19 protein-coding genes and 1 pseudogene are annotated in these 23,330 nt (G+C 73.1%); 8 read left to right on the top strand and 12 right to left on the bottom strand.

Features of this window, described 5'->3' with window-relative positions:
• The first annotated feature begins 44 nt into the window (after window positions 1-44).
• The 4 genes from K4S16_RS13215 to K4S16_RS13200 all read left to right on the top strand — a co-directional run bounded on the left by K4S16_RS13215 (window position 45) and on the right by K4S16_RS13200 (window position 6,188).
• Complete coding sequence (locus tag K4S16_RS13215) at window positions 45-1,241, top strand: N-acetylglucosamine kinase (RefSeq protein ID WP_235036766.1); 1,197 nt, start codon at window positions 45-47, stop codon at window positions 1,239-1,241.
• A 384-nt stretch (window positions 1,242-1,625) separates the two neighbouring features.
• Window positions 1,626-3,776: a transglycosylase domain-containing protein gene (locus tag K4S16_RS13210; protein WP_160160897.1), complete on the top strand. Its 2,151-nt coding sequence runs from the start codon at window positions 1,626-1,628 to the stop codon at window positions 3,774-3,776.
• 180 nt (window positions 3,777-3,956) lie between these two features.
• On the top strand, window positions 3,957-5,603 hold the full coding sequence (locus K4S16_RS13205; RefSeq protein ID WP_149259191.1) for a glycoside hydrolase family 3 protein: 1,647 nt from the start codon (window positions 3,957-3,959) through the stop codon (window positions 5,601-5,603).
• Between the two features lie 84 nt (window positions 5,604-5,687).
• On the top strand, window positions 5,688-6,188 hold the full coding sequence (locus tag K4S16_RS13200) for a hypothetical protein (RefSeq protein ID WP_149259190.1): 501 nt from the start codon (window positions 5,688-5,690) through the stop codon (window positions 6,186-6,188).
• Between the two features lie 7 nt (window positions 6,189-6,195).
• On the opposite strand, the gene ptsP is transcribed toward K4S16_RS13200, so the two are convergent.
• The 7 genes and pseudogenes from ptsP to nagA all read right to left on the bottom strand — a co-directional run bounded on the left by ptsP (window position 6,196) and on the right by nagA (window position 11,811).
• Complete coding sequence (ptsP, locus tag K4S16_RS13195) at window positions 6,196-7,866, bottom strand: phosphoenolpyruvate--protein phosphotransferase (RefSeq protein WP_200841879.1); 1,671 nt, start codon at window positions 7,864-7,866, stop codon at window positions 6,196-6,198.
• Window positions 7,867-7,879: 13 nt separating this feature from the next.
• Window positions 7,880-8,152, bottom strand: a complete 273-nt coding sequence (locus tag K4S16_RS13190) for an HPr family phosphocarrier protein (protein WP_149259188.1) — start codon at window positions 8,150-8,152, stop codon at window positions 7,880-7,882.
• 15 nt (window positions 8,153-8,167) lie between these two features.
• Window positions 8,168-8,845, bottom strand: coding sequence for an HAD family phosphatase (locus K4S16_RS13185; RefSeq protein ID WP_149259187.1), 678 nt, complete (start codon window positions 8,843-8,845; stop codon window positions 8,168-8,170).
• Between the two features lie 4 nt (window positions 8,846-8,849).
• A complete protein-coding gene (locus K4S16_RS13180; RefSeq protein ID WP_149259186.1) occupies window positions 8,850-9,299 on the bottom strand; it encodes a PTS glucose transporter subunit IIA in 450 nt (149 codons plus the stop codon).
• A 35-nt stretch (window positions 9,300-9,334) separates the two neighbouring features.
• A pseudogene (locus K4S16_RS13175) lies at window positions 9,335-9,574 on the bottom strand (glucose PTS transporter subunit EIIB); the annotation flags it as partial.
• Between the two features lie 39 nt (window positions 9,575-9,613).
• Window positions 9,614-10,654: an SIS domain-containing protein gene (locus K4S16_RS13170; protein ID WP_149259184.1), complete on the bottom strand. Its 1,041-nt coding sequence runs from the start codon at window positions 10,652-10,654 to the stop codon at window positions 9,614-9,616.
• Window positions 10,651-11,811 (bottom strand): N-acetylglucosamine-6-phosphate deacetylase, encoded by a 1,161-nt coding sequence (gene nagA / locus K4S16_RS13165; RefSeq protein WP_149259183.1) that lies wholly within the window; start codon window positions 11,809-11,811, stop codon window positions 10,651-10,653. Before nagA ends, K4S16_RS13170 begins: the two co-directional genes overlap by 4 nt.
• A gap of 478 nt (window positions 11,812-12,289) precedes the next feature.
• On the opposite strand from nagA, the gene K4S16_RS13160 reads away from it, so the two are divergent.
• The 3 genes from K4S16_RS13160 to K4S16_RS13150 all read left to right on the top strand — a co-directional run bounded on the left by K4S16_RS13160 (window position 12,290) and on the right by K4S16_RS13150 (window position 15,108).
• Window positions 12,290-13,030, top strand: coding sequence for a GntR family transcriptional regulator (locus K4S16_RS13160; protein WP_149259182.1), 741 nt, complete (start codon window positions 12,290-12,292; stop codon window positions 13,028-13,030).
• A 21-nt stretch (window positions 13,031-13,051) separates the two neighbouring features.
• Window positions 13,052-14,416, top strand: a complete 1,365-nt coding sequence (locus tag K4S16_RS13155) for a PTS transporter subunit EIIC (protein WP_149259181.1) — start codon at window positions 13,052-13,054, stop codon at window positions 14,414-14,416.
• 221 nt (window positions 14,417-14,637) lie between these two features.
• Window positions 14,638-15,108: an Rv3235 family protein gene (locus tag K4S16_RS13150; RefSeq protein WP_149259180.1), complete on the top strand. Its 471-nt coding sequence runs from the start codon at window positions 14,638-14,640 to the stop codon at window positions 15,106-15,108.
• 68 nt (window positions 15,109-15,176) lie between these two features.
• Here K4S16_RS13150 and secA read toward each other — a convergent pair whose 3' ends face one another.
• Window positions 15,177-18,044, bottom strand: coding sequence for a preprotein translocase subunit SecA (gene secA / locus K4S16_RS13145; protein ID WP_149259179.1), 2,868 nt, complete (start codon window positions 18,042-18,044; stop codon window positions 15,177-15,179).
• Window positions 18,045-18,226: 182 nt separating this feature from the next.
• Between secA and K4S16_RS13140 the strand changes: the two genes are divergently transcribed.
• Window positions 18,227-18,565 carry an HGxxPAAW family protein gene (locus K4S16_RS13140; protein WP_149259178.1) on the top strand — a complete coding sequence of 113 codons (339 nt, stop codon included), beginning with the start codon at window positions 18,227-18,229 and terminating at the stop codon, window positions 18,563-18,565.
• Between the two features lie 364 nt (window positions 18,566-18,929).
• Here K4S16_RS13140 and K4S16_RS13135 read toward each other — a convergent pair whose 3' ends face one another.
• The 4 genes from K4S16_RS13135 to K4S16_RS13115 form a co-directional block, all read right to left on the bottom strand.
• Window positions 18,930-20,240, bottom strand: a complete 1,311-nt coding sequence (locus K4S16_RS13135; protein WP_235036765.1) for a winged helix-turn-helix domain-containing protein — start codon at window positions 20,238-20,240, stop codon at window positions 18,930-18,932.
• A gap of 54 nt (window positions 20,241-20,294) precedes the next feature.
• Window positions 20,295-20,951: a response regulator transcription factor gene (locus tag K4S16_RS13125; RefSeq protein ID WP_235036812.1), complete on the bottom strand. Its 657-nt coding sequence runs from the start codon at window positions 20,949-20,951 to the stop codon at window positions 20,295-20,297.
• 373 nt (window positions 20,952-21,324) lie between these two features.
• Window positions 21,325-21,978 carry a ribosome hibernation-promoting factor, HPF/YfiA family gene (gene hpf / locus K4S16_RS13120; RefSeq protein WP_149259176.1) on the bottom strand — a complete coding sequence of 218 codons (654 nt, stop codon included), beginning with the start codon at window positions 21,976-21,978 and terminating at the stop codon, window positions 21,325-21,327.
• A 653-nt stretch (window positions 21,979-22,631) separates the two neighbouring features.
• Window positions 22,632-23,300 (bottom strand): ComF family protein, encoded by a 669-nt coding sequence (locus K4S16_RS13115; RefSeq protein ID WP_149259175.1) that lies wholly within the window; start codon window positions 23,298-23,300, stop codon window positions 22,632-22,634.
• Window positions 23,301-23,330 lie beyond the last annotated feature (30 nt).

Below are 23,330 nucleotides of genomic sequence, written 5' to 3'. Positions count from 1 at the left end.
GCGCAGGATGTCACGTCAACGTTAGGAAAGGCTACGGTCGCCATGTGTTGACCCATTTGGCCGGTCCTTACGTGGTCGGTATCGACGCGGGTGGCACGAAGACCCGCTGCGTCGTGCTGACGCTCGGGGGAGCCCTGGCCGGTTCCGGCACCGGCCCAGGGGCCAACCCCAACTCAGGAGGCGACACCGCGGGGGCGCTGACCACCGCCCTGCGGGAGGCGCTCGGAGACCTCGACCGTACCCACATCCTCACCGGCGTGTTCGGCATCGCCGGCGCCGGCTCGGCCGGCCGGCCCGCCGCCGTCGCGGCGGCCCGGCGGGCCTGGCAGTCCGTCGGGCTGCGCGGCTCGCCCGCGGTGGTGACCGACATCGCGGTGGCGTTCGCCGCCGGAACCAGCGAGCCCAAGGGCATCGTGGTGTTCTCCGGCACGGGCGCCGGCGCGGCGGTCATCAACGACGGCGCGATCGTGCAGCGCGCGGACGGCTACGGCTGGCTCGTCGGGGACGAGGGTTCGGCGGTGTGGCTCGGGAAGGAGGCCGTCCGGGCCGCGCTCGCCGCCTACGACGGCCGCGGCTCCCCGACGCTGCTCACCGACTCGGTCCCCCGGGCGCTGCTCGGCGCCACCGTGGTCGCGGAGATCGACTCGGAACGGCGAAGACCCCGCCACCCAAGGGCGCTGGCCATGGCCGGCGCCCCTTCGCCGTCACCGGGCTCCGTGGTGCCGCAGGCCGCGGCGCTCTCCGCCGGAGGAGGCTCCTCCGGCGGGCGCGCCTCGGGCACCGCCGTCCTGTCGCCCGAGTCCGCCTATCCGCCGTCCGCCCGCTATCCCGCCCCGGGGGGCGGGGCGCCCTGCCATCCGGAGACGCCCGGGACCCCGCCCAATCCCCGGCTCGCCCAAGCGATCATCAAGGAGGTCTACGGCCGCCCGCCGGCGGCGCTGGGCCGGCTCGGCCCGGTGGTGGCCGCCGCCGCGGCCGCCGGCGATCCCGTGGCCAGGCGCATCACCGACGAGGCCGCGCAGTGGCTGCTGGCCGACGTCGACGCGGTGCGCCCGGCCCTGTCCGATCCCTGCGCACCGGTCGTCATGCACGGCTCGGTGCTCCGTGAAGGCCCCGTCGCCGAGGCCGTCCGCTCCGGACTGCGCGCCCGCTTCGCCGAGCCGCCGCGCAGCGCCGGCGACGGGGCCGTCGGCGCGGCCGGGATGGCGTTGCGCCGCCTCGGCCACCCGCTGCCCGGCTGAGCCGTCCCCGCCGCCGCGGCGGAGGGCCCGCCCGCCTCCGGCCCGGCCGTCCCGACCCGGCCCGGCCCGGCCGCCAGGTTCATCGCGATGGACCCCGCTGAAGATCCGCAAACACCTGCGATCCAGGGGTCCATCGTGATTAAGCTGTTACCACGGTGGTGACAGAGCCGTGGGAGCGGTCCCGATGGGGCCGTGTCCCGCGGGACCACCGGCCACAGACGTGGCTCTACAGATTCGGCTGCAACTACTCAGCAGCGTCGTCCGCGCGGGATGCTCCACGACCCGCATGCGCCCCCTGCCCGGGCGCATGCCCACGCATGCCCGCCCCTGTGCTCCCTGGCCCGGACGACGGCCGACTCCGTACTCCACGTCGAACGAGGTCCCATGCACTCCCTGCCCAGGGCGCGCCGTCTCCGGCCCGCCCTCACCCGCCTGCCTCGCGCCGTCCGCACCCGGCTGCGGCCGGGCCGCACCGCGATCGTGATGATCACCACAACGGTCGTCCTGGCCGCCGCCACCGTCGTCGTCGCCTACATCCGGACGCCGGTGCCGACGCAGCCGCAGGACGGCGTCACCGACCAGGGCTCCGCGGTCTACTACGCCGACGGCCGCACGCCGCTGTTCCGCCTCGGCGCCAACCGGGAGAACGTCCGGCACGACCAGATCCCCGACCGGCTGCGCTGGGCGGTGCTCTCCGCCGAGGACCGCGGCTTCTACGGCGGCCACGGCGTCTCCCCCAGCGGGACGTTCCGCGCCCTGTGGAACAACGCGTCCGGCGGCGACACGCAGGGCGGCTCGACCATCACCCAGCAGCTCGCCCGCAACTACTTCAAGGGGCTCAGCCGCGACCGGACGATGCACCGCAAGGTCAAGGAGATCTTCATCGCGATGAAGCTCGACCGGAACCGCGGCAAGGACGAGATCCTCGACCTCTACCTCAACACGATCTACTTCGGCCGGCAGACGTCCGGGGCGCAGGCGGCGGCCCGCGCCTACTTCGACAAGGACGTCTGGCAGCTCGACACCGCCGAGTGCGCCCTGCTCGGTGCGATGATCCAGCGCCCGGCGTACTTCCGGACGCAGGGCGACGGCCCCGCGGCCCGCGCGCTGCGCGCCCGCTGGAAGTACGTCCTGGACGGGATGGTCTCGATGGGCAGGCTCAGCCGGGCCGAGGCCGACCGGCAGCGCTTCCCCCGCACCCAGGACGAGTGGACCGGCGTCGGCCTGTCCGGCCAGGACCTCCTCGTCCGGCACCGGGTCGAGGAGGAGCTCGCGAGCGTCGGCATCCCGATGGACGGCGTCGTCAACGGCCGCCTGAAGATCTACACCGGGCTCGACCAGCGCTGGATGCGGCAGGCCGAGCAGGCCATGCGCGCGGCGGACGAGCCGCGGTGGCCCGGGACCGTGCACGCCGGGCTCGTCGCCGTCGACTCCCGGACCGGCGCGGTCAGGGCCCTCTACGGCGGCGACCCGAAGCGCAGCCAGATCGACTCGGTGTTCGCGCCGGTCGCGCAGGCGGGCTCCACGTTCAAGCCGTACGTGCTGGCCGCCGCGCTGCGCAAGAGGCTCAGCGTCCGGACGAGGGTGAGCGGCCGCTCCCCGCAGAAGTTCGCGCCGAACGGCGACGTCACGCCGATGACCGCGCCGGGCTACAAGGTCGAGAACGACGAGGAGATCGGCTCGCTCGGCGCGATGGACCTGGTCAAGGCGACGGCCCTGTCGGTCAACACCGGATACGTGAAGGCCGCGCTGAAGACGGGCATCCCGGACGTCCTGGAGACCGCGCGGCTGCTCGGGGTGCCCGCCTCGGCGCTCGCGCCATTCAGGGGGCAGGCCGGGGTCGCGCTCGGCACCCCCGACGTCGCGGCCGTCACCCAGGCCGCCGGGTACGCGGCGTTCGCCAACGGCGGGACGGCCGTCGTGCCCCACCTCGTCACCAGGGTCGTCGACGCGCACGGCCGGCGGGTCCCGCTGCCCTGGGACCGGCCGGGGCGCCGGGTGCTGGACCCCGAGCAGGCGGCGCAGGCCGCCTACGCGCTGCGGGCCACCGTCAGGAGCGGGACGGGTACGCGCGCGGCGCTGCCGGATCGTGAGACCGCCGGGAAGACGGGCACCACCGAGCACAACCGCGCCGCCTGGTTCGTCGGCTTCGTCCCCCAGGTCTCGACGGCCGTGGTGATCGGCAACGCGAAGGCCGCCCCGCTGCGGGATCTGCCCGGATTCGCCGGGACGGTCGCCGGGGAGAACCTGCCGGCGACGATCTGGCAGTCCTTCATGGACAAGGCCTCCCGCGACCTGCCGGCCCTGCCGTTCCCCGAGCCCGCGTTCTCCGGCGCGGCCGCGAACTGGGTCGACGCCGACCCGGCGAAGCAGAACCGGTCCGGGCAGACCCCCGGGGAGCCGAAGCCCGGCGGGCGGGACGGCGGTTCCCCTTCCACCACGCCCTCCCCCGCCGTGCCGCCGGAGCTCGCCCGCCGCAAGGCCGCCAAGGCGAAGGCCGGCGCGACCCCTGACCCGTCCACCACCTCGCGCTGAACGAGGGAGAGTCCGCGCTGAACGAGGAGACCGGTTTCTGAGCCGGGAGAGCCGCACCTGACCCGGGGCGCCGCCGCCGAGCCGGGAGAGATCGAGTCGACAGCGGCCCCCGGGGGCGGCTACGGTCGCGGGCGTCCGATGCGACCGAGTGACCGAGACCATCCCGGGGGGCCTGGTCGGGTGCGTGCCTCACGATCCCTCGCGCTCGCGGCGGCGGTCCTGCTGGCAGGCGGGGCCGCGGGCTGCGGCGGCGGCGAGGGCGGGAAGAGCGGGCGGACGCCGTCCGCCCGCTCCGCCGCGCCCGGTTCCCCGGCCTCGCCGAGCGCGGCGGCGGACGCGTGGATCCCCGGCCGGGTGGCGAAGATGAGCGTGCCGGAGAAGGTCGGGCAGCTGTTCGTGCCGACCTTCTCCAGCCGCGCCGACGCGCTCGCGAAGATCAGGAAGTACCGCGTCGGCGGGCTGATCTACTTCCCCGGCAACATCGGGAGTCCGGCGCGGACGGCGGCGCAGTCCAACGCGCTGCAGAAGGCCTCGGAGATCCCGCTGCTGCTCGGCGTGGACGAGGAGCAGGGCATCGTGTCGCGGACGCCGTTCGTCACGACGTTCCCCGGCAACATGGCGCTCGGCGCGACCCGCAGCCCGGCCGACGCGCGCGCCGCCGCGCAGGTCACCGGCGCCGAGCTGCGCGCGGTCGGCATCAACCTCGACTACGCGCCGGACGCCGACGTCAACGTGAACCCGCGCAACCCCGTGATCGGGCTGCGCTCGTTCGGGTCCGACCCCGCCCTGGCGTCCACGCTGGTGCAGGGCGCGATCGGCGGCTTCCAGGCGGCCGGGGTCGCGGCGGCGGCCAAGCACTTCCCCGGCCACGGCGACACCGCCACCGACAGCCACACCGGCCTGCCGGTGATCCGGCACTCGCCGCGGACGTGGGAGAAGCTGGACGCGCCCCCGTTCAAGGCGGCCGTCGCGGCGGGCGTCGACCTCATCATGACCGCGCACATCGTCGTCCCGAAGCTCGACAGGTCGGGCGACCCGTCCACGCTCTCCAAGACGGTCCTGACGGGGCTGCTGCGCGAGAAGCTCGGCTACCAGGGCGTCATCACCACCGACTCGCTGGAGATGGCCGGGGTCCGCGAGAAGTACGGCGACGCCGCCGTCCCGGTCAGGGCGATCAACGCGGGCGCCGACCAGCTGCTGATGCCCCCGGACCTGCCGCGCGCCTACGACGCGGTGGTGAAGGCCGTCCGGACCGGGAAGATCACGCAGAAGCGGCTGGACGAGTCGGTGACGCGGATCCTCCGGCTCAAGCAGCGGCGCGGCCTGTTCCAGGGGACGGCCGCCGATCCGGCCAAGGCCGCGGCGGCCGTCGGCACGCCCGCGCACAAGGCGACCGCGCGGCGGGTCGCCGAGCACGCGGTCACCCTCGTCCGCAACGACGGCGGCCTGCTCCCGGTCAAGGGCAGGAAGGTCGCCGTGTCCGGGCCGGACAGCGGCCGGCTGCTTGCGGCGCTGCGCAGGCAAGGGGTCGCGACGGCGGCGCCCGGCTCGGCCGACGTCACGGTGCTGACCACCGTGAACGCGGGGGCGGCGACCGCGTCCCGGATCCGGGCGCTCGGGTCCAGACCGGTGGTCGTCGCCGCGCTCGGCCGCCCCTACGACCTCGACTCGGCGGGCGGCGCGAAGGCGGCGCTCGCCACCTACTCCTCCAGCCGGGTGTCGGTGGACGCCCTGGCCAAGGTGCTGAGCGGGGCGGTGAAGCCCACGGGCAGGCTGCCGGTGCCCGCGGGCGGAAAACCCGCCGGGCACGGGTTGGGCTACCGGTAGGCGGCTCCCCGTAGGGAGTGCCATGGACGCGAAGGCCGGTCGGCTGGGAGGATCGGGCCGCCTTCGCGCCCCCAGGAGGTCTTCGTGCGCGCCCGCCGGTTCGTCGCCGCCCTGACACTGCTCCCGCTGCTGGCGGGGTGCGGGGGCGGGAACGAGGTCACGATGCCGCCGCTCACCCCCGAGCCCGGCGACTCCCGTCCCGCCCCCGACGCGTCCGCCTCCGCCGCACCGCAGCGACGGACGCTCCCGGCACGGATGGCGCTCTACAAGTACCTGCGCGGGGTCGCGGTGGGGAACGTCAAAGCGTGCGCGTACCTGGCGCCCGCCTACGAGCGGCGCGTGTTCGGCGGGCCCGGCCGCTGCCATTCGGGGCTCGGCAGGGTCCGCGCGAAGCTGCGCCCGCAGGACCTCGCGGCGCTGCGCGGCGTGACCGTCCCGGCCTGCCAGGTGGGCCCGGGCGGCGCGGACTGCACCGTCCGGTTCGAGGACCTGCGGTGGAAGGGCGCGCCCGCCCGCCCCGGCGGCCTGCTCGCCGCGAGCTTCGTCCTGCGCAGGAACGGCGCGCGCTGGCAGGTCGCGGGCTGACCCCGGCTCAGAGCCCGAGGTCCGCCAGCCCCGGCAGGTGGGTGCGGGCGGCCTCCCTGGCCTGCTCGGCGGTCCGGGCGGCGCGGGCCGCCTCCGCCGCCGCGCGGCACTGCTCCAGGGTGTGCCGCACCAGCGCGGCCCGCACCAGCGGGAGGGACGGCGCGCTCATCGACAGCGACGTCACGCCGAGCCCCACCAGCACGCAGGCGAGCGCGGGATCGCCCGCCGCCTCCCCGCACACCCCGCACGGGACGCCCGCGCCGGCCGCGGGGGCGACCAGGTCGAGGACGGCGGGCTGCCACGGGTCCTGGAGGTGCGCGAGGCCGCCGACCTGCCGGTCCGCCGCGCACGCGTACTGGGTGAGGTCGTTGGTGCCGATGCTGAAGAACTCCACCTCGGGCGCCAGGTCGCGGGCGCGCAGCGCGGCGGCCGGCACCTCGATCATGACGCCGGGATGCGCGACGCCGGCCTCGCGGCAGGCGGCGGCGAAGGCGGCGGCCTCGTCGGCGTCCGTCACCATCGGCGCCATGACCTGCAGCTTGGCGCTGAGACCGGCGGCGGCGCGGGTCAGCGCCGCGAGCTGGGAGGCCAGCACGTCAGGGTGCCGGCGCATCATCCGCAGGCCGCGCTCGCCGAGCGCCGGGTTCGGCTCGTCGCCGGGAGCGGGCAGGAACGCCAGCGGCTTGTCGGCCCCGGCGTCGAGCGTCCGGACGACCACGCGGCCCTCCGGGAACGCCTCCAGCACCTTCCGGTACGCCTCCTCCTGCTCCTCGTCGGACGGCGGCGCCGCCCGGTCCAGGAACAGGAACTCCGTCCGGTACAGGCCGACGCCCTCGGCGCCGTTCGCCAGCGCGGCCTCCACGTCCTTCGGACCGCCGATGTTCGCCAGCAGCGGGACCGCATGCCCGTCGCCGGTGGCGCCGGGACCGGTGGACTCCTGGAGCGCGGTCGCGCGGGCGGCGGCAGCGGCCCGCGCCGTGGCCACCTCGGCCTCGGACGGGTCGGGCCGCACCGTCCCCGCCGCGCCGTCGACCAGGACGCGCGTCCCCTCGGAGAGCGCGGTCGCGCCGGGGAGCGCGACCACCGCGGGGACGCCCATCGTCCGGGCCAGGATCGCGGTGTGGCTGGTCGGGCCGCCCTCCTCCGTCACGAACGCGACGACCTGCGCCGGGTCGAGGACGGCCGTGTCCGCGGGGGCGAGGTCGCGGGCGACGAGCACGAACGGCTCGCCGGACTCGGGGACGCCCGGCACCGGGAGGCCGAGCAGCCGCGCGATCGCGCGGTCGCGGATGTCGTCGAGGTCGGTGACCCGCGCGGCCATGTACTCGCCCGCCCCGGCGAGCATCTCCCGGTAGACGCCGAACGCCTCGAACACGGCGCGCGCCGCCGCCGTCCCCTCGACGATCTTGGCACGGACGCCGTCGGCGAGGCCGGGGTCGCGGGCCATCAGCGCCTGCGCGTTCAGCACGTCGCGCCCGTCGGTGTTGCCGGCCGCGGCGGCGCGTTCCCCGCGCTCCTCCAGGTCGGCGGCGACGGCCTCCAGCGCGGCCAGGGCGGAGTCGCGCTCGGCGTCGGCGTCGCCGCCGTGCCGCGACCCGGCGGGCGGCTCCGGGACGGCCCCGGCGATCGTGCGCACCGGCCCGACCCCGACGCCGGGGCTGACGCCCGCGCCCTGCATCACCTGGCCCACGTCACGCCCCCTCTGGCTCCGGGGTGGACAGCAGCTTCTCCAGGTCGTCGAGCAGCTCGTCGGCCCCCTCGCCCTCGGCGGACAGGACGACCTCCTCGCCGTGCCGCGCGTCGAGCCCGAGCACGGCGAGGATGCTCTTGGCGTTCACCGGGGCGCCGCCGCGCTTGGCCACCGTCACGTCCATCGGGGCCTTGGCCGCCGTCTGGACGAACAGCGCGGCCGGCCGCGCGTGCAGCCCCACCCTGGACTCGATCTTGACGTTGCGCTCGGTCACCGCACACACTCCCAATCAGCTCGTTACCGTCCGGAGCACCCGCAGCGCGGGGCCCGGCACGACGTCCACTTCCATGAAATCGGCCACCACGTGGTCGGCCTTGGCCAGCGCGCCCACCGACTGGGTGGTGATGACGCCGACGCACGTCATCCCGGCCGCCTTGACGGCCGCCACGCCCGCCGGGGCGTCCTCGAACCCGATCGCCTCCTCCGGCGGGACGTCCAGGTCGCGCGCGGCGGCCAGGTACCCCTCCGGATGCGGCTTGCCCGTGACCACGTCCCCCGCCGTCACCACGAGGTCGAGCAGGGAGCGGACGCCCAGCTCGTCCAGCAGCCGCTCGGCGTAGGGCCGCTGCCCCGAGGTCACGACCGCCAGCGGCACGCCCGCGTCCGCCAGCGACCGGACGAGGTCGACCGCGCCGGGGACGGGCGCGACGTCCGGCATCCCCGGCAGCGACTCGTAGGAGATCGCCTGCTCGAAGAGCTCCTCGACGGTCCGGCCGGGGAACAGGTGCGCGAGGTCGGCCAGCACCTCGTGCCCGCGCCGCCCCGCGAACGAGCCGATCAGGGTCTCGTCGTAGGGGACGCGGTGCGCGTCGAACAGCCGCGACCACATCACGCGGTTGCGCGGCTCGGTGTCGATGAGCGTGCCGTCGAGGTCGAAGACGGCCGCGCCGAGACCGATCACCGCCATGTGCTCAGCTCCATGTGAAGAGTTCGGCCCCCTCCGTCACCTCGCCGGACTCGCGCACGTCCGACAGGGCGTCGGCGCCCGCGTCCAGGGCGACGACCGCGCAGATCGGCGAGCGGCCGCCCGCCTCGATCACGGCCGGGTCCCAGCCGACGACCGGCTGCCCGGCCGTGACCTCGTCGCCCTCGGCGGCCAGGAGCGCGAACCCCTGCCCCTTCAGCTTGACGGTGTCGATGCCGAGGTGGACGAGGACGCCGTGGCCCTCGGCGTCCACCACGACGTACGCGTGCGGATGCAGCTTGACGATCTTCCCGGTGACGGGCGCGATGGCGTGGCCGGGGCCGCGCACGGGGTCGACGGCCGTGCCCGGGCCGACCATGGCCTGGGCGAACACCGGGTCCGGGACGCCGGCGAGGCCGACGACCCGGCCGGCGACCGGGGACAGTACTCGGGTCATCAGAGGGGTTCCCTTGGTCGGTCGAGAAGGTCCTGTCAGTCCAGGATGTCCTCGATGTCGCTGGCGATGGTGTCGGCCTCCGGGCCCACGACGACCTGCACGACGGTGCCGCTGCGCATGACGCCGTACGCGCCCGCCTTCTTCAGCGCCGCCTCGTCGACCTTTCCGGCGTCGGAGACCTCGGTGCGCAGCCGGGTCGCGCACGGCTCGATCTCCACGATGTTGTCGGCCCCGCCCAGGGCGGCGACGATGGCCTCGGCCTTGTCCATGTTCTTACTCTCTTCTCGGTCTTCTCGGGGTGGGGGTCGCGGACTTCAGTCCGTCTGGGTCACCTTGTTGAGCCCGCGCGGGACGTCGGGGTCGATCCCGAGCCGGCGGGCCAGGTTCTCGACCATGATCTGGCCGGGGACGATGAGGCCCAGCGGCGCCACCCACTCGGGAAGGCCGGGGCCGGGCAGCGCGGCCGTGCACGCCCGCGCCAGCTCCGCGCCGCCGCCGACGCCGAACGCCTGGGCCCCGGCGCCGCGCACCCGCCGGGCCAGCGCGACGGTGCCGGGCAGCGTCGGGCCGGAGTCGGCGGCGACCAGCAGCGCCGGGGTCTGCGCGTCCACGACCGCGATCGGGCCGTGCAGCAGGTCGGCGTACGACAGGCCCATGGCGTGCAGGTAGCACGCCTCCTTGATCTTCAGCGCCAGCTCCAGTGCGGTGCCGAACGCGATGCCGCGCCCGGACACCACCGTACCCGGGACCTTCGCCAGCTCCTCGACGATCTCCGGCAGGGCGGGCGACGCCTCGGTCAGCTCCACCATCCGGGCGACCTCGTCGGGGACGCGGCGCAGGTCGTCCTCGGCGACGTCCGCGCCGAGCCCGAGGCCCAGCACCGACAGCGCGGCGAGCTGCGTCGTGTAGGTCTTGGTGGCCGGGACGGCGATCTCGGCGCCCGCCCGCGTGACCAGCGCGACCTCGGCGGCCTCGGCGAGCGGCGACCCGGCGCCGTTGGTGACCGCGACCGTCCGGGCACCGCAGTCGCGCGCCCAGTCGAGGGTCTCGACGATCTCCTCGGTCTTGCCGGACTGGCTGATCGCCACGGCCAGCACGCCGGACAGGTCCAGCCGGCGCCGGTAGGCGGTCGCGATGGACGGCGCGGCCAGCGTGGCCAGCCGCCCGGCGTGCGACTCCGCCAGGTAGCGCCCGTACACCGCGGCGTTGTCGGACGACCCGCGCGCGACGAACAGCACCTGCCGGGTCTCCCGTGCCAGCGCCGCGATGTCCGGCGTGCGCGGGAGGAGCGCGTCGATCGTCCGGCGCAGCGCGTCCGGCTGCTCGCCGATCTCGGCGCGCATCTGGGTTGTCATGATCCCCCTCCGAAGACTTCCTGCCCGTTGACCCACGTCGCATGCGCCCGGTGGTCCGGCCCCAGCCAGACCAGGTCGGCCGCCGCGCCGGGGGCGATCCGGCCGAGGTCCGGCCGGCCGACGAGGTCGGCCGGGATCCGGGTCACGGCGTCCACCGCGGCGGCGGCGCCGACCCCGAGCGCGATCGCGTTGCCGACCGCCTCGTCCAGCCGGAGGCCGGATCCGGCGATGGTGCCGTCGGCGCGGAGCGGCGGGCCCTGCTCGGGCATGGTGATGGGCTCGCCGCCGAGGTCGTAGGCGCCGGGGGGCATCCCGGCGGCCGAGGCCGCGTCGGTGACGAGCACGACCCGTCCCGCCGCGGCCCGGAAGACCAGCGTCGCCACCTCGGGCGCGACGTGGTGCAGGTCGAGGATGAGGCCGGGGCTCAGCCGCTCGTCGATGAGGGCCTGCACGGCCACGCCCGGGTCGCGGTGGTGGACGCCGGTCTGCGCGTTGAAGATGTGGGTGACCTTGCGGGCGCCGGCGTCGGCCGCGGCGGCGACCTGCGCGGCGGTCGCGTCGCTGTGCCCGACGCTGACCAGCACGCCGGCCGCGGTCAGGGTGCGGATCGCCTCCAGCGCGCCGTTCCGCTCGGGCGCGAGCGTGACCAGCTTGACGAGGCCCGTCTCCAGCAGGGTCTCGATGTCGCCGGGCAGGGGGTCGGTGAGGTGCGCGGCATTGTGCGCGCCCTTGCGCTTCTCCGACAGGAACGGGCCTTCGAGGTGGACGCCGAGCACGCGCGTCCCGGCGGGCAGGCCCGGCAGCAGATCGCGGGTGCGGCGGAGCGCCTCGGCCTGCGTCCGCACCGGCGCCGTGATGAAGGTGGGGAGGAACGCGGTCACACCGGTCTCGGGGAGGCGGGACACCACGGTGTGCCAGGCGGCCTCGTCCGCGTCCACCATGTCGTGGCCGAAGTACCCGTTCACCTGGAGGTCGACGAGCCCGGGCGCGAGGAGGCCGTCGGGCAGGTGGACGTCCGGCGCGCCCTGCGGACGCCCTTCGCCCGCCTCCGCGATCACACCGTCCGCCACGCGGACGTATCCCGGGGACACGACGCGGTGCGGACCGCCCGCCGGGGTGAGGATCATGCGGTCGGCCGTGATCAGCAGTGATGCCATGGGGGCGCGCTCTCTGTGACGCGATGATCGCGGATGGTTTCCTGCGGATTCCAACTGGTCTAGTCCGGACTAGACCAGTACGCACCATACTCCACGAATCCGAGCGAGATGAAGATGCGGAACGCAACTTCGTCCGACCCCGAGCCGACCCCGAGTCGGCACCGCGAGGCCCGCGCGCCGGCACGTGACGAAGGGCGTCCGGGACGGGCCCGCCCGCCGTGTCGAACCGGAGGCGCCGTCCGACGTCCCGGCCTGACCTGCGGCTTTGCCGATCTTGACGTCGTCGCGGCGTGATCGGGCCGTTACGAATTCGTGCATTGACATGCGTTTCGATGCTGTGGTCTAGTCCGGCCTAGACCAGTACGAACCAAATCGAACACCGTCGAAGCAGCACCGTCACAGCCCCGATCCCGCCAACCCCACCGTCGAGACCCGGCGCATCCCATCGATCCGGCCACCGGCCATCGAGGACACCCCCGTGACCACCATCGACCCGCACAGCCCGGTACCGAAGTACTTCCAGCTCCGCGCGATCCTGCTCGACCTCATCGAGAGCGCGGAACTGCCCGTCGACGCCCCGATCCCCTCGGAGCGCGAGTTGTGCGTCCGGTACCAGCTGTCCCGCATGACCGTCCGGCAGGGCGTCGACCAGCTCGTGTCCGAGGGGCGGCTCTACCGCGTCCCCGGCAAGGGCACCTTCGTCGCCCGGCCCAAGATCGAGATGCCGCTCCGGCTCGTCTCGTTCACCGAGGACATGTTGGCCCGCGGACTGCGGCCCGGCGCCGTCGACCTGGACCGGCGCACGGTCCCCGCCAACGCGCGGCTGGCCAGGATCTTCGACGTCGAGCCGGGCACCGAGATCCACGTCATCGAGCGGCTGCGCACCGCCGACGGCGAGCCGATGGCACTCGAACGCGCGCACATCCTGGCCTCGCTCGCACCCGACCTGCTCGACCGCAGGCTCGCCGACCGCTCGCTGTACGGCGTCCTCGAAGCGGTCTACGGGCTCGTCTTCGACGCGGGCGACCAGACCATCGACGCCAGCCTGGCCGATGCGGCCGACGCCAGGCACCTGCAGATCGCCCGGGGCAGTGCCGTGCTGCTCCTGCAACGGCGCTCCTACACCGGAGGAGTGTGCGCCGAGTTGGGCGTGTCGACCTACAGAGCGGACCGCTACCAGATCCACACGGCCCTCGGAAATCCCCCGCCGCACTCCTAATCCCCTGAGGAGGAACTCGCGATGACCGCGACAACAGTGGACTCCGCGCCGCGCCGAGGGTCGAGCGCCCTCGCGGTGCTGCAGCGGATCGGCCGCAGCCTTATGCTGCCGATCGCCGTGCTGCCCGCCGCCGCGCTGCTGCTCCGGTTCGGCCAGCCCGACATGCTCGGCGAGGACGGCCTCGGCTGGAACCGCGTCGCCGAGGTCGTCGGCGGCGCCGGCCAGGCCCTGTTCAGCTACCTGCCGCTGCTGTTCGCGGTCGGTGTGGCGATCGGGTTCGCCCGCAAGTCCGACGGCTCCACCGCGCTCGCCGCCGTGGTCGGGTACCTGGTGTTCGACCAGGTCTCCAAGATCATGTTCTCGCACAGCGACGAGCTCAAGGGCAACGTGCTGATCACCAAGATGGTGGACGGCGCGCCCAAGGAGGTCATCGACTTCGGGGCCAAGAACCCCACCGACGTCCTCGGCGGCATCCTCATCGGCGTCGTCGCCGCGCTGCTCTACCAGCGCTTCTACCGGGTGAAGCTGCCCACCTACCTGGCGTTCTTCGGCGGGCGCCGGTTCGTCCCGATCATCACGGCGGTGGCCGCCCTCGCGCTCGGCGTCGTGATCGGCTTCATCTGGCCCGTGTTCGGCAGCTGGCTGACCGACTTCGGCAACTGGATCACCGGCGCGGGCGCGGCCGGCGCCGGCATCTACGGCGTCATCAACCGCCTGCTGCTGCCGTTCGGCCTGCACCACATCCCGAACTCGCTCGTCTGGTTCGTGTTCGGCTCCTACAACGGCCCCGACGGCACCGTCCACGGCGAGATCAACCGGTACCTCGCCGGCGACCCGCACGCGGGCGGCTTCCTCGCCGGGTTCTTCCCCGTGCTGATGTTCGGCCTGCCCGGCGCGGCCCTCGCCATCTGGCGCGCCGCTCCCCCGCACCGCCGTCCCGCGGTCGGCGGCATCATGATCTCCGCCGCGCTCACCGCGTTCGTCACCGGCGTCACCGAGCCGATCGAGTTCGCGTTCATGTTCGTCGCGCCCGTCCTGTACGGCGTGCACGTCGTCCTCACCGGCATCTCGATGGCGGTCCTGGAGGCGGCCGGCGCCCAGCTCGGCTTCGGCTTCTCCGCGGGCGGCATCGACCTGCTGCTGAACGCCTCGAAGGACAACACCAAGGGACTGTGGCTCATCCTCGGCATGGGCGTCCTGTACTTCTTCCTGTACTACTTCATCTTCAAGTTCCTGATCACGAAGTTCAACATCGCGACCCCGGGCCGCGAACCCGACGACGAGGAGTCGACCGCCGTCGACGCGGAGGCCGACCCCGAGCTCGGCGGCGGCAAGAAGAAGAAGCGCAAGGGCACCGCGGAACCGCAGGAGTCCCCGGCGACCTGAGCCCCGAGCCGGGGCGGCGCGCACCCGCCGCCCCGGCTCCTCCCGAGTCCCGGGTCCTCGCACCCCGGGACTCGCTCCCGAAGGCGGCGGGACGCACTTCGCGTCCCGCCGCCTTCCGCATTCCCGCAACGAAGTGCGTTACGGGAACGGCCGTATGCGGTCAGGACGTATTTTCCACAGGCTTCGTGACTCCTGTTTCAAAAAGCGATTCAGGAGGTTCCATGGTTCGTCCGCCCAGAACCGCCGCGGTGCGGTTCCTTCGGTACCGTCCGGCGCCCGGCGTTCAGGGGGCGCTGGCGCTGCGCCCGGCGGCGGGGCCCGCGCCGCGCGGGCCCGGACTGCGGCTCGTCCGGCCGGCGGACGGGGTGGACGCGGAGGTCCAGGCCGTCGCCGAGGCCGCCGCGCGGCTCGCCGTGGAGGTCCTGGCGGGGGCACGGCCGGCGCAGCAGCTGGCCCTCGTGGCCGTCCCGGCGGTCTGCCGGGAGCTCGCCGCGCGGTGCGGCCCCGTGCCCCGCGGCGGGCGGGTCGTCCCGCCGAAGGTGCTGTCGACGCGGGCGCAGCGGCCGTCGCCCGCCGTCGCGGAGGCGGTCGCCGTGGTGGTCGTGGCCGGACGCGTCCACGCGCTGGGCCTTCGGCTGGAGCACGCGCGGGGGCGGTGGCGCTGCACGGCGCTGGAGACGACCGCCCCCTGACATGCGGAAGCGGCCTCCCGAAACCTCGGGAGGCCGCTTCGCGCGTCCTGCTCGTGCTCTCCGGCGCCCTACTTGCCCTTGTTGCGCGGGTCGCCGTGGCAGCGCTTGAACTTCTTGCCCGAGCCGCAGGGGCACGGGTCGTTGCGGTTCACGCCCGCGTACTCGTCGGCGGTCTCCTCGCTGTGGTGCTCGACGCCGCCCTCACCGTCGACGGTCGGGGCCGAGTACTCCAGCTTCTTCGGGCGCTTCGGCTCGTCGAGGCCCTTCGCCTTGATGGCGACGGCCTCCTCGGCCTCCTCGGGCTCCGCCTCGCCGGCCTTCTCCATGTCCACCGCGGTGGCGGACTTGGCGACCGACACCGGCTCGGCGCCCACGACCGGGGCCTCCGGCTGCTCCTCGACCTCGACCTCGAGGTTGAACAGGTAGCCGACCGACTCCTCCTTGATGCCGTCGAGCATCGCGTTGAACATGTCGTAGCCCTCGCGCTGGTACTCCACCAGCGGGTCGCGCTGCGCCATGGCCCGCAGGCCGATGCCCTCCTGGAGGTAGTCCATCTCGTAGAGGTGCTCGCGCCACTTGCGGTCGAGCACCGACAGCACGACGCGGCGCTCCAGCTCGCGCATGACCTCCGAGCCGAGCTCCTCCTCGCGCTTGTCGTAGGCCGCGCGGGCGTCCTCGCGGATCTTGTCGGCGAGGGTCTCGGCGTCCAGGGCGGAGATGTCGCCGCCGATGTCCTCGACCAGCTCGTCCACCGTGATCGAGATCGGGTAGAGCTGCTTGAAGGCCTTCCACAGCTTGTCGAGGTCCCACTCCTCGGCGAAGCCCTCGCCGGTGGCGCCCGCGACGTAGCCGGCCACGACCTCGTCGATCATCCGGCGGACCTGCTCGTGCAGGTCCTCGCCCTCCAGCACCTTGCGGCGCTCGGCGTAGATGACCTTGCGCTGGCGGTTCAGCACCTCGTCGTACTTCAAGACGTTCTTGCGCATCTCGAAGTTCTGCTGCTCGACCTGGCTCTGCGCCGACTTGATCGCGTTGGTGACGATCTTGGACTCGATCGGCACGTCGTCCGGGATGTTCAGCCGGGTCATGATCGCCTCGACGCGGGCCGAGTTGAACAGCCGCATCAGGTCGTCCTCCAGCGACAGGTAGAACCGGGACTCGCCCGGGTCGCCCTGGCGGCCGGAGCGGCCGCGCAGCTGGTTGTCGATGCGCCGCGACTCGTGCCGCTCGGTCGCGAGGACGTACAGGCCGCCGACGTCGACGACCTCCTCGTGCTCGCCCTTGACGTCCTCCTTGGCCTTCTCCAGCGCCTCGGGCCAGGCCGCCTCGTACTCCTCGGGCGTCTCCAGCGGCGACAGGCCGCGCTGGTGCAGTTCCAGGTCGGCGCGGAAGTCGGGGTTGCCGCCGAGCATGATGTCGGTACCGCGGCCCGCCATGTTCGTCGCGACGGTGACGCCGCCCTTGCGGCCCGCCTCCGCGACGATCGCCGACTCCTGCTCGTGGTGCTTGGCGTTCAGCACCGCGTGCGGGATGCCGCGCCGCTTGAGCATCTTGCTCAGCCGCTCGGACTTCTCCACCGACGTCGTGCCGACCAGGACCGGCTGGCCCTTCTCGTGCCGCTCGGCGATGTCGTCGACCACGGCCTCGAACTTGGCCTGCTCGGTCTTGTAGACGACGTCGGCGACGTCCTTGCGGACCATCGGCTTGTTCGTCGGGATCGGCACCACGCCGATCTTGTAGGTCTTGTTGAACTCCGCCGCCTCGGTCTCGGCCGTGCCGGTCATGCCGGACAGCTTGTTGTAGAGGCGGAAGTAGTTCTGCAGGGTGATCGTGGCGAGCGTCTGGTTCTCGTCCTTGATCGCCACGCCCTCCTTGGCCTCGATGGCCTGGTGCATGCCCTCGTTGTAGCGGCGGCCGTGGAGGATGCGGCCGGTGAACTCGTCGACGATCAGGACCTCGCCGTTCATGACGACGTAGTCCTTGTCGCGCTTGTACAGCTCCTTGGCCTTAAGCGCGTTGTTGAGGAAGCTCACCAGCGGCGTGTTGACCGAGTCGTAGAGGTTGTCGATGCCGAGCCAGTCCTCGACCTTCTCGACGCCCGACTCGGTGACGCCGACCGTGCGCTTCTTCTCGTTGACCTCGTAGTCGCCCGGCCCGTACTCGTCGACCTGCCCGGCCGTGCTGATCAGCTCGGCGCGCTTCAGCCGCGGGACGATCTTGGCGAACTCCGAGTACCACTTGGAGTTCTGCTCGGCCGGGCCGGAGATGATCAGCGGGGTGCGGGCCTCGTCGATGAGGATCGAGTCGACCTCGTCGACGATCGCGAAGTTGTGGCCGCGCTGGACGCACTCCTCCAGGCTCCACGCCATGTTGTCGCGCAGGTAGTCGAACCCGAACTCGTTGTTCGTCCCGTAGGTGATGTCGGCGCTGTAGGCCGCCCGGCGCTCGTCCGGGGTCATCTGCGGGAGGATGACGCCGACCTCGAGGCCGAGGAACTGGTGGACGCGGCCCATCCACTCGGCGTCGCGCTTGGCCAGGTAGTCGTTCACCGTGACCACGTGGACGCCCTCGCCCGACAGGGCGTTGAGGTAGGCGGGGAGCACGCAGGTCAGGGTCTTGCCCTCACCCGTCTTCATCTCGGCGATGTTGCCGAGGTGCAACGCCGCGCCGCCCATGACCTGGACGTCGTAGTGCCGCTGGCCGAGGACGCGCTTGGCGGCTTCGCGTGCGGTCGCGAACGCCTCGGGCAGCAGCTCGTCCAGGGACTCGCCGTCGGCGAGTCGCTCCCGGTACTTGTCGGTCAGCTCGCGCAACTCGGCGTCGCTCATCTCGAGGAAGTCCTCCTCGATCGAGTTGACCTGATCCGCGAGCTTCTTGAGCTTGCGCAGAGTTTTTCCCTCGCCCGCACGAAGGATCTTGTCGATGACTGGCGGCACTCTCGAAGGCTCCTTGCAGATCGTGGGTCACCGCTCCAGGCGGCGCGCACACCACACGTACGATGCCCATCGTAGGCGAGACCCAGAATGGTCTAGGTCACTCCGGAGCGCAATCCACAGCGCGCCCCGTTTGACAATCGGGGCCTCGGAGAAGATGTCCCACACCTCAGGAGGGAGCCGCTATGTCTGAAGAGTCGCACGGTTCGCACGCCGGCCGGCCCAGTTCGTGGATCGCCGTCGCCGTCATCTTCGCCGGTTTCGTGGTCGGCGGCGTCGGGCTCTGCCTGGGCCCCCTGTGGGTCATGTTCTGGGCCGGAGGCGGCATCGTCGTGCTCGGCCTGCTCGTCAGCTGGGCCGTCCACCTGTTCTCCGACGTCGTCGTAGACGCGCCCCGCGTCATTCCCGAGATCGTCGACTACTCGCTGTTCGGATCCCAGTCCTCCAAGCGTCGCGGCGGCAAGTCCGGCGAGGTCCTCGACACCCCCGTGGCCACCGACACCCAGCAGGCCCCCCACGGCTGACCGGCCCCCGGCCCCTTCGACAGCCGCCCCCGGCCCCCGGCACGCCCTCGCCGCCCGCGAGCGCCCCACCGGCCCCGGGGGCGGCTTTTGAGCTTCCCGCCCTGCCGCCGCCACCGCGTCCGGACTCCCGTTCGCCCAGCCCAGGGGTAGAACTCAGGCTGTCCGTCGACCTCGGCGCGCCGCGGCCTGCATCCTTCCCCTCTCGACCACCTCTGCGCTCCTCCGGCTGGGCGAACGATCGCGCGGCCAGGCCGGAGCCGAGCAGATCCGCCGACCTCGGCGACTTCTTGGGCTTCCCGGCCTGCCGGGCGCCGCACACTGCCCCTGTGCGGGGCCTGTAGCGGCTTGGACGGGGGTGCCGGGATCAGGAGGGGGTGGCGGTCGCCAGGGCGGCGTTGAGGAGGGTGGGGGGCAGCGTGGTGCGCTCTATGCGGACGTCGTCGCAGCCGACCCACGACGCGGCGCGCCACAGGGCGGTGGCGAGCGCCGCCGCCGAAGACTCCGTGCGGGCGGCGGTGCGGGTCGCCCACGGCTCCATGGACACCTGGCGGGCGATCAGCGTGCGGCCCTCCCGGGCGGGGTCGACGCGCCCGAGGAGGCGGCCGCCCGCGAGGAGCGGCATCGCGAAGTAGCCGTGGACGCGCTTGGCCTTCGGGACGTACGCCTCAAGGCGGTGGTCGAAGCCGAACACGCGGGAGGCGCGGGCGCGGTCCCACACGAGGGAGTCGAACGGCGAGAGCAGCGCGGTGGCGTGCCTGCCCTTGGGCGGTGAGGCCAGCGCTTCGGGATCGGCCCAGGCGCGCTGGGGCCACCCCGCGACCTCGACCGGAACGAGCCCGGTCGCCTCCACCACGCGGTCGACCTGGTCCTGCTTGACCCGGTAGTAGTCGGCGAGGTCGGCGCGGGTCGCCACGCCCAGGGCCCGTCCCGCGCGGGCGACGAGGGCGGTCAGGCAGGCGTCGTCGTCCAGGTCCCGCGCCATGAGCCCGGCGGGGACCGCGCGCTCGGCGAGGTCGTACACGCGGCGCCAGCCGACCCGCTCGACGCAGACCACCTCGCCGATGTCCAGCAGCCACTCGATGCCGATCTTGTGGTCGCTCCAGTCCCACCACTCGGCGCTGGCCTTGGCGCCGCCGAGCTCCTTGGTGGTGAGGGGGCCGTCCGCGGCCAGCCGGGCGCGGATCTCGTCGCAGACGCCCTCGGGCACCTTGTGCCAGCGCCACCCCCGGCGCAGGTACGCGCGGCGCCGGAACGCGAACAGCGGCCAGTCGGCCATGGGCAGGATGGACGCGGCGTGGGCCCAGTACTCGAACGCCCCGGACCCGCCCGAACGGCGCCCACCGGTCGGCCGATCGGCGGCCGGCCCGGAGGAGCCGGTCTCCTCGGAGGGGCCAGTGTCTTCCGCACCGGACGGGCGGACCTTGGAAGGCGGACTTCCGGGCTTCGCGGCGCGGCCGTCACCCCAGTAGGCGGCCTCGATCCTGTTCCGCCCTACCGGGCCGAGGCGGGCGTAGGGCACCAGTTCGTGGGAGCGGGCCAGGACCGAGATCGTGTCGAGCTGGACGGCGCCGAGCCGTTCCAGCATCGCCGGAACGCCCCCCTTCGGGCGCGCCCCAAGGAAGCCCTGGGCGCGCAGCTGGAGCCGCCGTGCCTCGTCCGCGCTGAGTTCCACCACGCGGGCGATGCTACGGCACAACACCGACAAAACCGGATTGCCGGTGGCCGAAGGTCAGGTGATCTCCAGGAGCTTCTCGCGGACGGCGTAGACGACCGCCTCCATCCGGGAGTGGAGCTGGAGCTTCTCCAGGATGTTGCGGACGTGGTTCTTCACCGTGTTCTCGGAGATGAACAGCTCGCGGGCGATCTCCCGGTTGCCGAGGCCGCGGGCGACCAGCCGCAGCACCTCCATCTCGCGCTCGGTGAGGCGGGGCGCGGGGACCTGCTGGGTGCGCTCGTCGCTGCGCTTGGCCAGCGCGGCGAACTCGGTGATGAGCTTGGACGCCATCGACGGGCTGATCAGCGACTGGCCGCCGTGCACGGCGCGGACGGCCTGCGGGACCTCGTCGATGGAGATCTCCTTGAGCAGGTAGCCGCTGGCGCCGGCCTTGATCGCCTCGAAGAGGTCCTCCTCCTCGTCGCTGATGGTCAGCATGACGATCTTCGCGCTGGGCGCCGCGTCCTTGATCGCGGTGCACGCCTCGATGCCGCTGCGGCGCGGCATTCGGATGTCCATGAGCACGACGTCCGGCAACAGGTCGCCGGCCATCTCGACCGCCTGCTGCCCGTCGCCGCCCTCACCGATCACCTCGATGTCGTCCTCGCCCTGGAGGACCATCTCCAGGCCGCGGCGGAACAGCGCGTGGTCGTCGACGATGAGCACGCGGATGGGGTCTGCCGCTCCGGTCGGCGATGCCGCCTCCCGGCCGGCGGGGGCGGTGCCGGCGCCGGTCTGGCGGGGTACCGCCGCGGCGTCGCGAGGCTCGGGATTCTCGCTCACCAGAGTCGCGGCGTGGAGGAGACGCCGCTTCCCCCTCTCACTATTCAGCGATATGGAACTGCCGGAGGGTCGTTCTCCTACGGGTGGTCCTCGGGAACTTACGGGGTCCGGGGACGAACCCGGGGGATTTCGGACCGGGGTGTCTCCCGTTCAACCGCCGCGCGCCCCGGGAGGTTCCCGGGACGCGCCGCGTCGTGGCTCGGCTCATGCGCCTTTTCAGATCATGACATGGTTCAGGCGGTCACGTGACGCGAGTACGGCATCACTCTTCGACGAGCCTGATGACCCCGTAGTCCCAGCCTCTCCTCCGGTACACGACCGAGGGGTGCCCAGTGGACTTGTCGCGGTACAGGAAGAAGTCGTGGCCGACGAGCTCCATCTCGAAGAGGGCCTGCTCGATGCCCATCGGCTCGGCCTTGTGGAACTTCTCGCGGACGACGATGGGACCGTCGCCGTCCATGGGGATGGGGACGAGGTTCTCCTCCTGCGTGATCGCCGCGGGCTCGGCCTCCTCCTCGACCTCGGCGGCCGGTGCGGCGGGCTCCGCGGGAGCGGCGGGGAACGCCTCGGGGATCGTCTCCATCGTCGCGAGCTTGGCGCGGCCCTTGCCGCCGTGGCCCTTGCGCCGCTCCGAGTCGCGGCGCAGCCGCGACTCCAGCTTGTCCAGAGCGAGGTCGAGGGCTCCGTACCGGTCGTCCGCGGCGGCCTCGGCCCGGATCACCGGGCCGCGGGAGCGGATCGTGAGCTCCACCCGCTCGCGCTGGTCGGCGAGCCGCGGGTTGCGTTCCTCGGACACCTCCACGTCCACGCGGATGACCTTCTGGTCCAGCCGCTCGATCTTGGCCAGTTTCGTGTCGACGTGCCGACGGAACCTGTCGTTGACCTCGGTGTGCCGGCCCCTGACGGTGATGTTCACGCGGGGACCCCCCTTCTCCCGGTTGCGATTCTTGCCCGCTCCGGGACCCTGGCGGCCCCGGACGGGTACCACAGGACGATGGGTCGCACCCGCCCGGCCGACCTGGTCTTCGTCCCCACATCCGCCTGCTGAGGGGCTCGCGGCGCTCTCGCCACTACTGCCCTTCTCCCGGTTAGGGGGATGTCGGATCCCCCGACGGGGCAGGACTTACCTCTAAGGCGCACCGTGATCGGTCGACGAGAAGTCGCCTTACGTGGGCCGTTTCGCCTGCGCCTGGCATCGGCTAGCCGGATCGTCTGCCGTGCCCCTGACGGGCACTGCGATCCAACGCAACCACGGACCCGGGCGGGTGCCATGTCAGGAACGCTAACCCCTTACGCCACGAATGTCAGGGGGGTGAGGCTAGGAAAAACTCACTGACCGTCATCGCCGACTGCCTCAGCGGGGTCTCCCGCCGCCCCTCCACGGCCCCCTCACAGGCGCGGAACCCCCGTGTACGCGCCGCTTACGGGCCCAACGCCCGCCCAGGTCAGCCGGGACTGGCCTCGCGGTGAGTTTGCGAAATCTCTACTCCTCCACGTCCGAATGTGACTTGATTAACTCCACTCTTTCCCCTCACACCACACCAGTCCGACATCTTTCACTACATGGAGTCACCAGGGGCGGTGACGGGGCGTCGCCGCGATGGCGGCCGCCGCGGTCACCTCCCCTCCGGCCGCGCGCAGGGCCCGGGCGGCCTCGGCGAGGGAGGCGCCCGTCGTGACCACGTCGTCCACCAGCACGAGGCGGCGCCCGGCGACGTCGGCCCGCACCTCGACGGCTCCCTTGAGGTTGGCGGCCCGCTCCTTGGCGGACAGCCCCGCCTGGTCGGCGACACGCCCCCGCTGGCGCAGGGCGTCCAGCGCGGTCACGGGAACCCCGTCCGCGCGAAGCCGCCGGACCGCGACGTCGACCGCACCCCGTAACGGATCGTGGCCGCGCCGCCGCACGGCTCGTCGCCCCGACGGCACCCACACCACCACCGGCGGCGGATCGGGCCCGGAAGGCAGGGCGGCATGGACGGCGGTCGCCAGGGCTTCCCCCAGGGGGACGGCGAGCGCCGCACGTCCGCGCTCCTTGTAGGCGGCCAGGATCGTCCGGAGCGGCCCCTCGTAGGCGGCCACCGTCCACGGAGGGGGCAGGCCGGCGGGCGCTTGCCCGGCAGGCCGTGCGGCCGCCCGCAGGGGCCGTGCGCAGGCGTCACAGAGCAGCACCGGATGCTGCCCGCACCCTGCGCAGTGCTGGGGAAGCAGCAGGTCGATCAGATCGGCGAGAACACTCATGCCCCCGACGATGCCGAGCCCGCCCGACTA

This window comes from Actinomadura sp. K4S16, from assembly GCF_008327685.1.
GTDB lineage: Bacteria > Actinomycetota > Actinomycetes > Streptosporangiales > Streptosporangiaceae > Spirillospora.
The sequence above is the reverse complement of the archived record's forward strand: the minus strand, read 5'-3'. Positions and strand labels throughout refer to the sequence as shown.